Source organism: Halomonas sp. A40-4 (assembly GCF_015767635.1).
GTDB lineage: Bacteria > Pseudomonadota > Gammaproteobacteria > Pseudomonadales > Halomonadaceae > Vreelandella > Vreelandella janggokensis.
Genome location: NZ_CP065230.1, coordinates 3,886,255 through 3,899,867 on the forward strand (window position 1 = coordinate 3,886,255; position 13,613 = coordinate 3,899,867).

A 13,613-nucleotide genomic window follows, 5' to 3' on the forward strand; every position below is an offset into this window, starting at 1 on the left:
GCGTTTTCATCTGACTGTGACGGGGCATCAGCCGAGTAAAACGGCGTCACAGCCACCTTAACAGGAGAGTCTCCATGAGCGAGCGTATCACGCGTCACCGTTTACAGGTGGCAGCCGACCTGGATCGTTTTATCAGCGAGCAGGCCCTGCCCGGCACCGGCGTCGACGAAAGCGCCTTCTGGGCAGGCGTCGATGCTCTATTTCACGATTTAACCCCCAAAAACCGTCAACTGCTAGAAGAACGTGATGTTCTTCAAGAGAAGCTTGATGCCTGGCATCGCGAAAACCCCGGCCCGGTCGCGGACATGCCCGCCTACCGTCGCTTCTTGAAAGACGTCGGTTACCTGGTCGACGCGCCCGCCAACGTCACCGCCACCACTGCCAACGTTGACCGTGAAGTCGCCGTTCAGGCGGGCCCGCAGCTGGTCGTACCGATGAGCAACGCGCGCTACGCGCTCAACGCCGCCAACGCCCGCTGGGGCAGCCTGTACGACGCGCTCTACGGCACCGACGTAATTTCGGAAGAAGACGGCGCGGAAAAGGGCACCAGTTTTAATCCCAAGCGCGGCGCAAAGGTCATTGCCTACGCCCGCGGCGTCCTCGACCGCGCGGCGCCGCTGGCGACTGGTTCTCACCGTGATGCGGTGAACTACGCGATTCGCGATGAGCACCTGGTCGTCACGCTGGAGGGCGGACGCGAAACCGGCCTGAAGGACGCGGGTAAGCTGATCGGCTTTAGCGGCGATGCCGCCGCGCCTGACGCCATCCTGCTGGGCAACAACGGCCTGCATCTGGAAATCCAGATCGACGCCAACGACGCCATCGGTAAAACCGACCCGGCGGGTGTCAAGGACGTGGTGGCTGAAGCCGCGCTGACCGCGATCATGGACTGCGAAGACTCCGTGGCCGCCGTCGACTCGGAAGATAAGGTGGGCGTCTACAGCAACTGGCTCGGCCTGATGAAGGGCGACCTGGAAGAGAAAATCGAGAAAGGCGACAAGACCTTTACTCGCAAGCTGAACGCCGACCGGACCTGGCAAACCACCGATGGTAGCAGCGTGACGCTTCCAGGCCGCTCGCTGATGTTCGTGCGCAACGTCGGCCACCTGATGACCACCCCGGCGGTTCTCGACGAGAACGGCAACGAACTGCCGGAAGGCATCCTCGATGCCGTCGTCACCTCATTATTGGCGCTGCACGACCTGAAGAAAGACGCTGACCAGCCGCGCAACTCGCGTGCGGGCTCGGTGTATATCGTCAAGCCGAAGATGCACGGCCCCAAAGAAGTCGCGTTTGCCAACGAGCTGTTCGGCCGCGTGGAAGACATTCTGGGCATGAACCGCGATACCCTGAAAATGGGCATCATGGACGAAGAGCGCCGTACCACTGTCAACCTCAAGGCATGCATTGCCGAAGCCACATCACGCGTGGTGTTTATCAACACCGGCTTCCTTGACCGTACCGGCGACGAAATGCACACCGCCATGGAAGCGGGCCCCATGGTGCGCAAGGGCGACATGAAGAGCGCCGCCTGGATTCAGGCCTACGAGAAGAGCAACGTTCAGGTCGGTCTCGCCTGTGGTCTGCGCGGTCGCGCCCAGATCGGCAAGGGCATGTGGGCAATGCCCGACTTGATGCACAACATGCTGGAGCAGAAAATCGGTCACCCGAAAGCGGGCGCCAACACCGCCTGGGTGCCCTCGCCCACCGCCGCAGCACTGCACGCACTGCACTACCATCAGGTCAACGTCACCGACGTGCAGCGCGAACTTGAAGCCCAGGGCGAGCCAGACTTCCTGGATGACCTGCTCACTGTACCGGTTGCCGAAAACGCCAACTGGTCCGACGAGGAAAAGCAGCAGGAGCTGGACAACAACTGCCAGGGCATTCTGGGCTACGTGGTGCGCTGGGTTGAGCACGGCGTGGGCTGCTCCAAGGTGCCGGATATCCACAACGTCGGCTTGATGGAAGACCGCGCCACGCTGCGTATCTCCAGCCAGCACATTGCCAACTGGCTGCACCATGGCATTGTCGATGCTCCACGGGTCGAAGAGACGCTCAAGCGCATGGCCAAGGTGGTCGACGAGCAGAACGCCGGGGACCCCACCTACACCGCCATGAGCGACAACTTCGAAGATTCTACCGCGTTCAAGGCGGCGTCTGACCTGATCTTCAAAGGCCGCGTCCAGCCGTCGGGCTACACCGAACCGCTACTCCACGAGTGGCGCCAAGTGCATAAGGCGAAGTAAACTCGCTAAAGGTACGATCAGCCCCGGGGCGTTTGCCTCGGGGCTTTTTTATGAAGGAAAACAACAATGACCGTGATGACCGTCGAACAGATCGAACACTTTCTCGATGAGGTCTTTCCCCAGCGCATGGGCAGGATTGAAAGCGTGGGAGAGATGAGCGCTACGATGCGCCTGACGATTGGTAACGAGCACCTGCGACCGGGCCCACGCGTTTCCGGCCCTACCATGATGGGCTTTGCCGATGTGGCCATGTATGTGGCCATTCTGGCGCAGATTGGCCCGGAGCCGATGGCCGTGACCAGCGACCTGAACTGCCACTTCCTACGCGCCGCCTCCGGCGATCACGACATCATCGCCCACGCCAAGCTGATCAAGCTCGGCCGCCGCCTGGCGGTGGGCGAGGTACAGATCGTCTCCACTGCCGATGAAACCAAACCGGTCATCCACGTTACCGCCAGCTATGTGCTGCCGGATAAACCGTGACGCGACCTTCAATCACGGCTCAAGCGTCATAAAGGGTGCGTCTTCCTGGTCGGTAAAGGTATACACCTCATAGGGTTCGCTCTGAGGCCCTGGCATGCCCGGCGTGCCGATGGGCATACCGGCCAGGCCGATACCACCGACGTCAGGCTGCTCGTCAAACAGCTTTGTGACGGCTTCCATCGGCACATGCCCCTCAATCCAGTACTCACCCATCTCGATGGTGTGGCAGGCGCCAAGTCCATAGGGCACGCCCGCCTGCTGCTTGATCTCGCCGAGTTGAGCATCATCGACAATGGTGACGTCAACGCCCTGTTCTTCCAGGTGGCGCGCGTACTCATCGCAGCAGCCGCACTGGGGATTTTTGTAGAGCGTGGCTTCATCGGGCAGCGCGGCCTGGGCCGAGGTGGCACCGAGAAGCAATGCGCTGGATAGCAGCGAGGCAGTTAAACGGTTCATGAGGGATCTCCCTTTGAGGTACGGCTAAACAAATATTTTGCCAGCGCGGCGATACTCAAGCCTACCAGCAGCAGAAAAGCCAGCGGCATCAACCAACCAAACCAACCCATGGAGCTCATCAAAGCAAAACAATCTGCGTTCATCATGGCAAATTTCCCGATCAGTGGGCACGACCGAAGCTTACAACCCTGGGGTTGCCCCAAGGTCAAGTGACCGTTGCGAACAGCTAACTGCGGCCACCAATACGTTTGATCGACATATCACCGACCAAGCGCCGGTCATGTTAATCTGCTCAGCTCCGCCAAGGTTGCCGTTTCAAACGCTATTAAACAAATCTATTACAGATCACAAGCTATGTGCCGATATTAGATATATTCAACAGCCAAAGGGTCTGCGGTCTATAAATGCTAATCAATTTTTTGTCAGACCCTGGCGCCTTAAATGCGGTTCAGGGAGAACACGATACTTTCCTGGTACTGGTTTCTTGGCTGGTGGCCCTTGCAGCTTCATACGCTGGCCTGGATATCATCAAGCTGGTGAGAAAGGGATCTAACCCTTTGTGGCGCTTGGGTTGGCTTTTCGCCGGGGCCAGCGCCATGGGGTTGGGCATTTGGAGCATGCACTTTATTGGCATGCACGCCTATCAGCTTGATTTTCCTGTAAGCCATGCACCGGGACTTACCCTGATATCCATTGTGCCCGCCATTCTGGGTAGCTTTGGCGTGATGGTCGCACTTTCCCATGAAAGACCGCCGCACCGAACGCTTCTACTGGCAGGTGTCGGCCTTGGTGTCGGCATCGGGCTAATGCACTACAGCGGCATGGCCGCCATGCGTATGCCAGCTGAGCTGCATCACGCCCCGGGTCTGTTCGTGGTCTCACTGCTGGTCGCAGTGAGCTTAGGCATGTCGTGCGTCTATGCCTACCGCCTATGCCAGCACGAGTGGGGCATAAAACGCGCCAGAACCTGTGCCTTCATTGCGGCGCTGTGTTTCGCCACTGCCGTCTGTGGGATGCATTACGTGGCCATGCAGGCTGCCTGGTTTGTGCCTACTCCGGATGCCGTGGCACCTTCGGTATCGCCAGCCTCCCACTGGATTATTTTCCTTATTAGTGGCGCTGCCGTATTGACCGCCATACTCGCGTTAGTCGCCACCCGCGTACAGCGTCGCCTGCATGACAGCGAGCGCCATGAACACATGACACAGACGCGCCTGCTCGAAGTCATTTCTGCACTGCAGGATAGCGTGATACTGCTCGATGAACAGGCCCGGATTCGCCTCTGCAACGCAGCGTTTGAACGGTTGATGGGTCTCAGCAGCCAGCAGCTTGAAGGCATGTCCGTCTCACAACTTGACTACGCCGAAGAAGGCCGCGAACTCAGCCAGCACATACGCCAAGCATTGGAAAAAAAGGGCGAATGGAGCGGCATGATCACCGCCCTGGATGCCAACGGTGAAGGCTTTCCCGCCTGGCTGAGCGTTAGCCGCGTCACCTATGCTGACAGTAACGACCGTGACTACGTCGCGCTGCTCAGCGACCGCTCGAAAGAACAGCAGGCCCAGGAGCGTATTCGCCACCTCGCCTATCACGACATACTGACAGAGCTTCCCAACCGTCGGGCGCTGCAGGAGCGCCTCGCCGAGATAGGCACGTCAAGGACGCCTACCCACCCGTACGCTTTTTTGGCGCTGTTTGATATTGACCGCTTCAAGGTACTCAACGACAGCCTGGGGCAAGACATTGGCGATGAGCTGCTACGCCAACTGGGCGAGCGCCTTCAACAATGGGTAGAGGCTGAGTGGCAGGTCGCCAGGCTGGACGGCAACGAGTTTGCCCTGGTGGGAACACTTGCCTGCCGAGAAGCTCCCAACGCCGAGCAGGAAATGATGCGTCTCATTGATGAGATAGTGGCGTCGCTGACCGCTGGCTACCTGCTAAAAGGCCATCCCTATCCGTGCAAGCTTAATGTTGGCGTGCTTATCTTCCAGCCCCTCGACCGGGAACCGACACCGCAGCTGTTCAAACGAGCCGGTCTGGCCCTGCTGGAAGCCAAACGCCAGCGGGATGGGAAACCTAGACTCTTTCAACAAGCACAGGAAGACGAGCTGGAAGAGCGCTTAAGCCTTGAGCGCGAACTGCGACACGCGATTGACCACAATGAGCTATGCCTTTATCTCCAACCTCAGGTCGATGCCGACAGGCAAGTGATTGGCGCTGAAGCCCTGGTTCGCTGGCAGCACCCTGAGCGCGGCATGATTTCACCAGGGCACTTTATCCCCATCGCCGAGGAGACCGGGCTTATTCTGCCATTGGGGCACTGGGTATTGCAGGAAGGCTGCCGATTGCTGGGCGAGTGGCGTCATGTCCCCGGGCTTCAAGGGCTTCAGCTATCATTGAATGTCAGTGTGCGTCAGTTCCAGCAGCCTGACTTTGCCGACCAGGTGCTGTCGGTCATTCAACAACATGATGTGCCCTCCGAACGATTGACACTGGAGCTTACCGAATCACTGCTATTAAGCGACCCCGAGGGCACCATCAAAAAGATGCAGCAGCTACAACATGAGGGTGTCAGCTTTGCTCTGGATGACTTCGGCACGGGTTATTCATCGCTGGCCTACCTCAAGGTATTGCCCCTCGACACGCTTAAAATCGACATTGCCTTCGTCAGAGATCTGGCCCTGGGGATGCAAGCCACGCCGATTGCCGCGACCATCATCGCCCTTGCACAAAGCCTGGGGCTCAGGGTGGTGGCCGAAGGCGTGGAAACCGATGACCAACGCTTGGTGCTCGCTCAACTGGGCTGCCATATCTATCAGGGCTTTCTGTTTGGACGCCCCTGCACGGCGGCAGCTCTATCAAGCGCCATACTCGAAGACGGTCCAGCAGGCCACGCCAACCTTGCTCAATAATTAATCGTTGTACTTTCCTCATTGTTGCAAATACAATTTGTACAATTAATGTACAATAACTGTTTATATTTAGCAATCACAGGCGCTTCTCATAATAGGCAAGGACACTATAACAATGGCAGATGCATCCCTTTCCAACCATATAGCACGCACCGACAGGCTCATGTGGTTGCCACTAGGCTTTATCGTTTTGTTATGCGTGGTGGTGGGTATTTTCACCCAAACCCTGTTACTTACTTTCATTGCAGGCTTGATTACCCTACCGCTGACGTACATTGTCCAACACCGATGGCACGGTCACCTTCTTAATGGGTTCGTCAAAGCCGCTGTAATGATGGCCTGGTCGGCCGTACTGATCGAGCAAAGTGGTGGGTTGATCGAAGCCCACTTCAGTATCTTTATCTTGCTCGCCGTCTTGATTCTTTACAGCGACTGGCGGGTTATTGCCTTTGGTGGACTGGTGATCGCGCTACATCACACCTTGTTTACCTGGCTTCAATACCAGGGGGTGGTTCAGCTGTATACCAGTATGGGCGACATGCAAAGCATGACAGAGGGGAGCAGCAGTCACGGCTTTGCAGATTTACTCTACTGCTTGCTAATGCATGGCGGTGCCGTCGTGGTTCAGGTGGTCATTCTCGGCTACCTGGCCAAGGTGCTGGAAAGCATGGTGAAAGAAGGCCTTTACGTCAGCCGCTTTGCCGTCGCCGCTGGTGCCGGCAATTTGGATATGGCCTTTAGCGACCAACAACAGAAGTTACCCGCAGTTGCCGCCGTCGTTAACATGCGCGACCAGGTTGCTGAGAGTTTGCGCAAAACCCAAGCGACGGCCAGCCACGTCACTGACTACAGTCAGCAGCTTTTTGTTGCCCAAGAACAACTACGCACGCAAACAGCGCGCAACAGCAGTCAAACTGAGCGTATCTCCACCAGTACCGCAGAACTCGCTGCGACGACACGCGAAACCGCCGAAGAATCACAGCAAATTCGCAAACTGGCCACTCATGCTGAAAAGGTCGCGCGCCAAAACGGCGAGCAAGTTGAAGAGATGCGCGAAATGATGCGCCTGCTAAAACACCACGCAAGCAACATTCACGAAATGCTGAGCGAAATTGATAACATTACCTTCCAGACCAACCTTCTGGCATTGAATGCCTCCGTGGAAGCTGCTCGAGCGGGTGAGCACGGGCGAGGCTTCGCCGTGGTGGCTAACGAAGTTCGTACGCTGTCGAAGAATACCCAGAACACCGCGTCTCGGATACGCCAGACTATCGCCGACACCACTGATCAGGTCTCACAAGGCGTTGACCAAACATCCACCATCGCCAATACCACCCAGTCACTTATACAAAGCTTCGAGCAAGTAGCAATTCGCTTGACCAATATGGATAACGCCGTCCAGCAGCAGCACCAGGGCGTTGAAGAGTTAGAGCAAAGTGTTAACGAAATTTATAATGCATTGGAGCTTTCCCGCGAAGCGGTGGATAACTCGCATCGCATGGCAGAACAGCTCTCCGATACGGCAGACACCATGATGCAAGCAGTGAGTGGTTTCACACTTCCGTCCCCTTCCTCACTGACCAACAAGCAAATGCTTATCGCGCCTGCCGCGGCCTAAACGCCAATCGTATTTAGCTGCTTAACCTTTCGACGGCCCTTATCGGGCTGTTGAGCGGTCAAGTATGCCTCAAAGGCTTGACCTGAAGGCAACACCAAGGGCTATGTTTATAAGAGTCAGGGTTTACAAGAGCTATGGTTTACAAGAGCTATGGTTTTTAGGCGCTATGCCTATCGCCCTGTTCAGGCAAAAATAAGGAGGTTGCCATGCCATCATCAACACACCCAATCGCGCGGGTTTACCGGATGAAAACCGCCGAGCACATGTGTCCGTTCGGCTTGAAGACGGTTGATTTACTCAAACGCAAAGGCTTTGAGGTTGACGACCATACGCTGACATCCCGCGATGAGATTGACGCCTTTAAAGCCCAAGAGAAAGTAGACACCACGCCTCAGGCATACATCGGTGATCAACGTATCGGCGGCTACGAAGAGCTGCGTGAGCATTTGGGGATGAGCGTTCCCAACGCCAAAGGTACGACTTACCGGCCGGTGCTGGCGATTTTCGCCACAGCAATGCTGATTGGCTTGGCTATTAGCTGGGCCGCCCAGGGTTCGTTAATCACGGCGCGCATGCCGGAATACGCAGTTGCCACCGCCATGGTATTGCTGGGCCTGCAAAAGCTTCAGGATGTCGAAAGTTTCAGCAGCATGTTCTTGAATTACGACCTGCTGGCCCAGCGCTATGTCCCCTACAGCTATTTTTACCCCTACGCCGAAACGCTGGCGGGTCTTCTGATGCTGGCGGGCGCACTTATCTGGCTGGCCGCGCCGCTCGCGCTGTTTGTCGGCACCGTCGGGGCAGTATCGGTGTTCAAGGCGGTCTATATCGACAAGCGCGAGCTGAAATGTGCCTGCGTAGGCGGCAACAGCAATGTACCACTGGGCTTTGTTTCGCTCACCGAAAACCTGGTGATGATCGCCATGGGGCTGTGGATGCCGCTGCGTATGCTAGCGGGGTAGGGTCGGTTTCAAGCCTAAAAGGGGCCACCCCCAAGTGCCTACAGCCGCGATGAGGGACAAAAATTTACCGTTGGGGTGATTGCCCCGCTAATCAAAGTCTATATAGTCTTAGTTATATAAAGAAAAAGACCTATATCGTGAAAATAGGCGAATAATAATTAATAACTGAGGCATTTCACATGGTGGCTCCTACCCTGCACGAAAATCCCTCGGCAAGCGTGATTCGCTCACTGCTTCAGCATGCCCATGAGCTATCTATATATTCCAGTGACATGCCCTATGTCTTGAAGGCAGAGGTTATTGAGTTGAACCTGGGTAATGGGCGCATGGTACTGGAGGTGGAATACGCTGGATCAGATATTGAGCGCTACCTAACCAGCGACAGCCTAAGCTTTGACCTGGAAGCGCTGAAAGGGCCCCATGCCACTGAGCGCGAGACCTATAGCCTCAGTAATGTTGCCGTCAAGCTGCTCAAAACAGACAGTACGCTGTATTGCCTGGAGTGCCAGCTACCGGAAACAGTTTTCGTTAAAGAAAACCGGGGCGCCGTTCGAATCCCCTTTATTCTGGGCATGCAAACCCGTGTTGGCATTGAGGTCTATTCGCATGAACTCAATGTGCCAGGCAGGCTACGTAACCTGTCTATCGGGGGCTGCATGGTCGACATTGATCTGGCAGACAGTATCGCCATGGGCGTTGATCAAGCAATACCCGGGGTAACGCTTTCGTTTCCCAACGGCGATAGCTTTTTTAGCGAAGGCAATATCCGCCATATACGCCCCTTCGGCCACCACGGCTATGCAGTGATCGGTATTCAGTTCACCCATCTATCGACGTCCCAGACGGAATCCCTGTTCCACTACGTGAATGAGTCAGAACGAGAGGTCGCCTACCGTACCGGTACGAACGACAAAATGGTCTATCACTCCCCCTTGTTTATTCCAGGTACGAAGGAGAAGAAGATCCAGCAACGCGAAGCTCAAGAACGGCATAAGCACGCTCACCAGTCGCCCATGGAGCGCGGTGTAATGGACGTCTCTCATCAGCTGCAAGTGGGCCTGATGTACATGAACACCCGCCAGATGTTTCCGGCTGAAATCTTCTACGATTGCGTCGATACCCTGCGTTATCTTGTCGAACAGGATCGCAAGACCTTCCTTTATGCCCTGGCGTTTTTGCGCAATGAGCCAGACTGGGTTAGACACGCCGTGCAGGTGACCGGTCAACTCATCGATATGCTGGTGATTCGCGACCCGCATGCCCCCCAGGTGCGAGGGGCTGCACTGGGTGCTTTGCTGCACACCATGGGCAAGCCACTGCTGATCAGCGAGCAGTTGCCGTCGCTCAAGGTGAACATGACCCCGGCACAGAAGGATATTCTCAGCGGCCATGTCCAGCAGCTACTTGATAAGCTGCATGAGCTGAACTGGACCCCCAGCCCCATCTGCCGCGATGTGATCGAGAATGCCAACGAGCGCCTGGACGGTTCCGGCTACCCGGCGGGCAAGCGAGGTGAACAGCTATCGGAAACGGTTAGGCTCGTATCCGTCATCAAGGCGATTAACAAACTGCTTCATACGCGTAACGGTGTCCCACCACGAGCGCCCATTGATGCCTACCGTAGGATTCATGAAACAGACGCCGCCTACGACAAAACCGTTCTGGTGGAATATATCCAAACCTATGGCCTGTACCCGATTGGTAGCTTGGCCAAGTTCTCGGGTGGCTTCCTTGCCTGGGTCATGGACATCAACGGCAAGGGCATGCCAAGCCAGGTTCACGTGGTCAAGAACCTGCGCTTTCCTGACACCAACATCAGCAGCGTCATCACCCATGGTGACTTATCGCAGATCGGCAAGCTAGAAGGCATCGTCAACCCCCTGGATTATGGGGTGGGCGTGCTGAAAAATCAGCCCCTATAGCCACCCCACCCAGCACCAGCCAGCCTGCCACCAGCAGCAGCCCGCCGATGGGGGTCACAATACCCAGACTAAGCCCCGCCAGTGCCATCAGATAAAGCGAGCCTGAAAAACCGGCAATACCCAGACTCCAAAGCGCCAGCACCCAGTGCTGCCCCGCTACTGGGCAGCTGCTGCGCCATACCAGTACTGCCAGCATGGCCAGCGTATGCCAAGCCTGGTAGCGTACCCCGGTCTCCACAGCACTGATAAGTTCGGCGCTGGCACGTGTCTCGAGGCCATGGGCCGCATAGGCCCCCAACAACACCATCAACGCGCCTGAAAACGCTACCCCAAGCCACCACACTTTATCTGTTCGCTGCACCTTGCTCTCCTTATCTACCGATTGATCGGTTTTCATTGTGCAGTTTAACGCTGCCACATACCTTGCGCGGCGCGAAACCGCTACAATGGAGGGTGTCTACACTCACACGTTTTGTTGCACACAATGGGACGCGCCCAGTTTATGTCTACCTCTAATGAGTCGATAAAACTTACCCTCAACGGTGATCCACGCTCCCTCGCCGCGGGTGCGACGGCGGCAGACCTTGTGGAAGAATTAGGGCTCAGTGGCCGCCGTATTGCCGTTGAGATCAACGAAGAAATCGTGCCCAAAAGCCAGCTTGCCGACACCCGCCTGGCCGATGGCGACCATATTGAGGTCGTCCACGCTATTGGCGGCGGCTAAAGGAATCCATGATGACGCCACTCACTGACACACCGTTTACCGTTGCCGGACGCGACTTCAGCTCACGCCTGCTGGTCGGCACCGGCAAATACAAAGACTTTACCGAAACCGGCGCTGCCATCGAGCAAAGCGGCGCCGAGATTGTCACCTTTGCGGTGCGCCGCACCAACCTGGGCCAGGATGCCGAGGCCCCCAACCTGCTGGATGTGATTTCGCCCAAGCGCTACACCCTGCTGCCCAATACCGCAGGCTGCTACACCGCCAAAGACGCTGTGCGCACCTGCCGGCTGGCCCGCGAACTGCTAGATGGCCATAATCTGGTCAAGCTGGAAGTGCTGGGTGACGAGACCACCCTCTACCCGAATGTGGTCGAAACGCTCAAGGCCGCCGAAACGCTGCTCGCCGACGGTTTCGACGTCATGGTCTACACCAGCGACGACCCCATTGTGGCACGCGAGCTGGAAGCCATGGGCTGCTGCGCCATCATGCCGCTGGGCTCGCTGATCGGCTCTGGCCACGGCATTCAAAATCCGCACAATGTGCGCCTGATCATTGAACAAAGCCAAGTGCCGGTGCTGGTGGATGCAGGCATTGGCACTGCTTCCGATGCCGCCATGGCCATGGAGCTGGGCTGCGACGGCGTACTGCTGAACAGCGCGATTGCCCATGCCCGCGACCCGCTGCGCATGGCCAACGCCATGAAGCTTGCCGTGCAGGCAGGCCGAGACGCTTTCTTGTCAGGCCGCATGCCGCGCCGCCAGACCGCCGACCCCTCTTCGCCTTTTGCTGGCCGGATTAACGGCTGATACAGAGACACCATGACCGATACGAAAGACACCGCCCCCGAAAACGCCGACGCCCCACTGCACCGACGGGGCATCAAAAGCTATGTGATTCGTGCCGGGCGTATGACCCCAGCACAAACGCGTGGATTAGAGGACGTTTGGCCACGCCTGGGGCTAACAATCGCCGACGGCCGCCAAGATCTAGATGCCCTGTTTGGCCGCCAGGCGCCTCGCGTCGTCGAGATCGGGTTTGGCATGGGCAACTCATTGATTGAGCAGGCCGAAACCCATCCGGAAACCGATTTTATCGGCATTGAAGTGCACGCCCCCGGCGTGGGCAAACTGCTCGATGAAGCGGATAAACGCGGCCTCACCAACCTGCGCGTTTACCGCGAAGACGCCTTGGCAGTATTGGAACAGTGTCTACCGGAAGGCTCACTGACCACTGTTCAGCTGTTCTTCCCTGACCCTTGGCCAAAAAAGAAGCACCACAAACGGCGCATTGTTCAGCCTGCGTTTGTTGAGCTGATTCGCACCCGTCTTAAGCCCGGTGGCACCTTTCATCTAGCCACCGACTGGGAAGCCTATGCCGAATGGATGGCAGACGTGATGGAAGACGCACCCAGCTACGCCAATACGGCAGTTGCTGATACTGCTCCCTACGTGCCCCGACCCGCCTTCCGCCCGCTGACCAAGTTTGAAGCCCGCGGCGAAAAGCTCGGTCATGGTGTATGGGATTTGATTTACCGACGAGAAGACTAGCTGCTTGTCTTAGCCGCTACTCAAACGCCGTCATCGCAAAGCTCTCGCACTCCACCACCTTGGCATGCCAGGCCTGAAGCGTCGGAAAACGGTTAGGCCAATCAAAGGCCGGTAAGCGAAAGCTGAGATAGCAAAGTGCCACGGCAACGGTAATCGACCCCAGCGTACGCTCCGCATTGCCCGCCAGCACGCTGGGGTGCGCATCAAGCGTTGCCAGCGTGCGCTCGATGGCTTTCAAGCGACGGCTGCCCAATACCGTTGTATCGACCTCATGGCCATTATGCTTGCGGCCAATCACCACATTGAACGCCGCGTCCGTCAAGCCATGGCCAAGCCCGGCCAGCGCCAGGGTTTCCGCATATGTCTTGTGTGGCAAAAGCGACTCCCCTTCGCCTTGAGCATCCAAGTGGAGCGCTATCAAAAGCGACTCGGTCAGTACCTCGCCGTCGTCGGTGACCAGCGTCGGAATGCGACTGAGCGGGGTAATCTGTAAAAGTTCGCTATCCGCCGCCCAGGGGTCACACCAACAAAGTTCAGTGCGCTCGATCAACTGCTTTTCATACAGGCAAACCCGCGCCACGCGGGCATAGGGGGAGGTCGCGTTCAGGTAGAGTTGCATGGGAGTCTCCTTGGATGGGCACGTTTACCGCAGCTTGCGTGGCTAACGCGCGCAACGCAATAGGTCGATAGGTCAAAAAAAAGCGGCCCGTAGGCCGCTTAGTTAAGTACTTATATAACCG

Annotated in this window: 13 protein-coding genes; 9 read left to right on the forward strand and 4 right to left on the reverse strand. The window is 57.0% G+C overall.

Annotated elements, in window-relative coordinates:
* Positions 1–74 precede the first annotated feature (74 nt).
* Positions 75–2,249, forward strand: coding sequence for a malate synthase G (locus tag IT895_RS17960; RefSeq protein WP_199284241.1), 2,175 nt, complete (start codon positions 75–77; stop codon positions 2,247–2,249).
* A gap of 66 nt (positions 2,250–2,315) precedes the next feature.
* Positions 2,316–2,732 carry a PaaI family thioesterase gene (locus tag IT895_RS17965; RefSeq protein ID WP_085919479.1) on the forward strand — a complete coding sequence of 139 codons (417 nt, stop codon included), beginning with the start codon at positions 2,316–2,318 and terminating at the stop codon, positions 2,730–2,732.
* Positions 2,733–2,744: 12 nt separating this feature from the next.
* Here IT895_RS17965 and IT895_RS17970 read toward each other — a convergent pair whose 3' ends face one another.
* Together IT895_RS17970 and IT895_RS17975 are read right to left on the reverse strand one after the other, a co-directional pair.
* Entirely contained in the window at positions 2,745–3,188 is a 444-nt protein-coding gene (locus IT895_RS17970) for a DUF411 domain-containing protein (RefSeq protein ID WP_085919480.1), read from the reverse strand.
* On the reverse strand, positions 3,185–3,334 hold the full coding sequence (locus IT895_RS17975; protein ID WP_176243692.1) for a hypothetical protein: 150 nt from the start codon (positions 3,332–3,334) through the stop codon (positions 3,185–3,187). The genes IT895_RS17970 and IT895_RS17975 overlap by 4 nt, the downstream gene beginning before the upstream one ends.
* 258 nt (positions 3,335–3,592) lie before the next feature.
* Between IT895_RS17975 and IT895_RS17980 the strand changes: the two genes are divergently transcribed.
* The 4 genes from IT895_RS17980 (at position 3,593) to IT895_RS17995 (ending at position 10,602) form a co-directional block, all read left to right on the forward strand.
* Entirely contained in the window at positions 3,593–6,100 is a 2,508-nt protein-coding gene (locus IT895_RS17980; protein WP_199284242.1) for a bifunctional diguanylate cyclase/phosphodiesterase, read from the forward strand.
* A 115-nt stretch (positions 6,101–6,215) separates the two neighbouring features.
* Complete coding sequence (locus IT895_RS17985) at positions 6,216–7,718, forward strand: methyl-accepting chemotaxis protein (protein WP_199284243.1); 1,503 nt, start codon at positions 6,216–6,218, stop codon at positions 7,716–7,718.
* 206 nt (positions 7,719–7,924) lie between these two features.
* A complete protein-coding gene (locus IT895_RS17990) occupies positions 7,925–8,680 on the forward strand; it encodes a MauE/DoxX family redox-associated membrane protein (protein WP_199284244.1) in 756 nt (251 codons plus the stop codon).
* 179 nt (positions 8,681–8,859) lie between these two features.
* Entirely contained in the window at positions 8,860–10,602 is a 1,743-nt protein-coding gene (locus IT895_RS17995; protein ID WP_199284245.1) for an HD domain-containing phosphohydrolase, read from the forward strand.
* Here the strand turns inward: IT895_RS17995 and IT895_RS18000 are convergent.
* On the reverse strand, positions 10,553–10,963 hold the full coding sequence (locus IT895_RS18000) for a DUF423 domain-containing protein (RefSeq protein WP_199284246.1): 411 nt from the start codon (positions 10,961–10,963) through the stop codon (positions 10,553–10,555). The two genes, IT895_RS17995 and IT895_RS18000, sit on opposite strands and share 50 nt — an antisense overlap.
* A 141-nt stretch (positions 10,964–11,104) precedes the next feature.
* Between IT895_RS18000 and thiS the strand changes: the two genes are divergently transcribed.
* Genes thiS through trmB form a run of 3 tightly spaced genes read left to right on the forward strand, consistent with a single transcriptional unit; the run spans position 11,105 to position 12,873 of the window.
* Positions 11,105–11,326 (forward strand): sulfur carrier protein ThiS, encoded by a 222-nt coding sequence (gene thiS, locus IT895_RS18005; RefSeq protein WP_085919509.1) that lies wholly within the window; start codon positions 11,105–11,107, stop codon positions 11,324–11,326.
* An 11-nt stretch (positions 11,327–11,337) separates the two neighbouring features.
* Entirely contained in the window at positions 11,338–12,132 is a 795-nt protein-coding gene (locus IT895_RS18010) for a thiazole synthase (RefSeq protein WP_199284247.1), read from the forward strand.
* A 12-nt stretch (positions 12,133–12,144) separates the two neighbouring features.
* Positions 12,145–12,873 (forward strand): tRNA (guanosine(46)-N7)-methyltransferase TrmB, encoded by a 729-nt coding sequence (gene trmB / locus IT895_RS18015; RefSeq protein ID WP_199284248.1) that lies wholly within the window; start codon positions 12,145–12,147, stop codon positions 12,871–12,873.
* 16 nt (positions 12,874–12,889) lie between these two features.
* On the opposite strand, the gene IT895_RS18020 is transcribed toward trmB, so the two are convergent.
* Positions 12,890–13,492, reverse strand: a complete 603-nt coding sequence (locus IT895_RS18020) for a glutathione S-transferase family protein (protein WP_199284249.1) — start codon at positions 13,490–13,492, stop codon at positions 12,890–12,892.
* Positions 13,493–13,613 lie beyond the last annotated feature (121 nt).

Coding starts and splice junctions, on each gene's coding strand:
- IT895_RS17960 (WP_199284241.1), top strand. CDS start 75: ATGAGCGAGCGTATCACGCGTCACCGTTTACAGGTGGCAGCCGACCTG.
- IT895_RS17965 (WP_085919479.1), top strand. CDS start 2,316: ATGACCGTGATGACCGTCGAACAGATCGAACACTTTCTCGATGAGGTC.
- IT895_RS17970 (WP_085919480.1), bottom strand. CDS start 3,188: ATGAACCGTTTAACTGCCTCGCTGCTATCCAGCGCATTGCTTCTCGGT.
- IT895_RS17975 (WP_176243692.1), bottom strand. CDS start 3,334: ATGATGAACGCAGATTGTTTTGCTTTGATGAGCTCCATGGGTTGGTTT.
- IT895_RS17980 (WP_199284242.1), top strand. CDS start 3,593: ATGCTAATCAATTTTTTGTCAGACCCTGGCGCCTTAAATGCGGTTCAG.
- IT895_RS17985 (WP_199284243.1), top strand. CDS start 6,216: ATGGCAGATGCATCCCTTTCCAACCATATAGCACGCACCGACAGGCTC.
- IT895_RS17990 (WP_199284244.1), top strand. CDS start 7,925: ATGCCATCATCAACACACCCAATCGCGCGGGTTTACCGGATGAAAACC.
- IT895_RS17995 (WP_199284245.1), top strand. CDS start 8,860: ATGGTGGCTCCTACCCTGCACGAAAATCCCTCGGCAAGCGTGATTCGC.
- thiS (WP_085919509.1), top strand. CDS start 11,105: ATGTCTACCTCTAATGAGTCGATAAAACTTACCCTCAACGGTGATCCA.
- IT895_RS18010 (WP_199284247.1), top strand. CDS start 11,338: ATGACGCCACTCACTGACACACCGTTTACCGTTGCCGGACGCGACTTC.
- trmB (WP_199284248.1), top strand. CDS start 12,145: ATGACCGATACGAAAGACACCGCCCCCGAAAACGCCGACGCCCCACTG.
- IT895_RS18020 (WP_199284249.1), bottom strand. CDS start 13,492: ATGCAACTCTACCTGAACGCGACCTCCCCCTATGCCCGCGTGGCGCGG.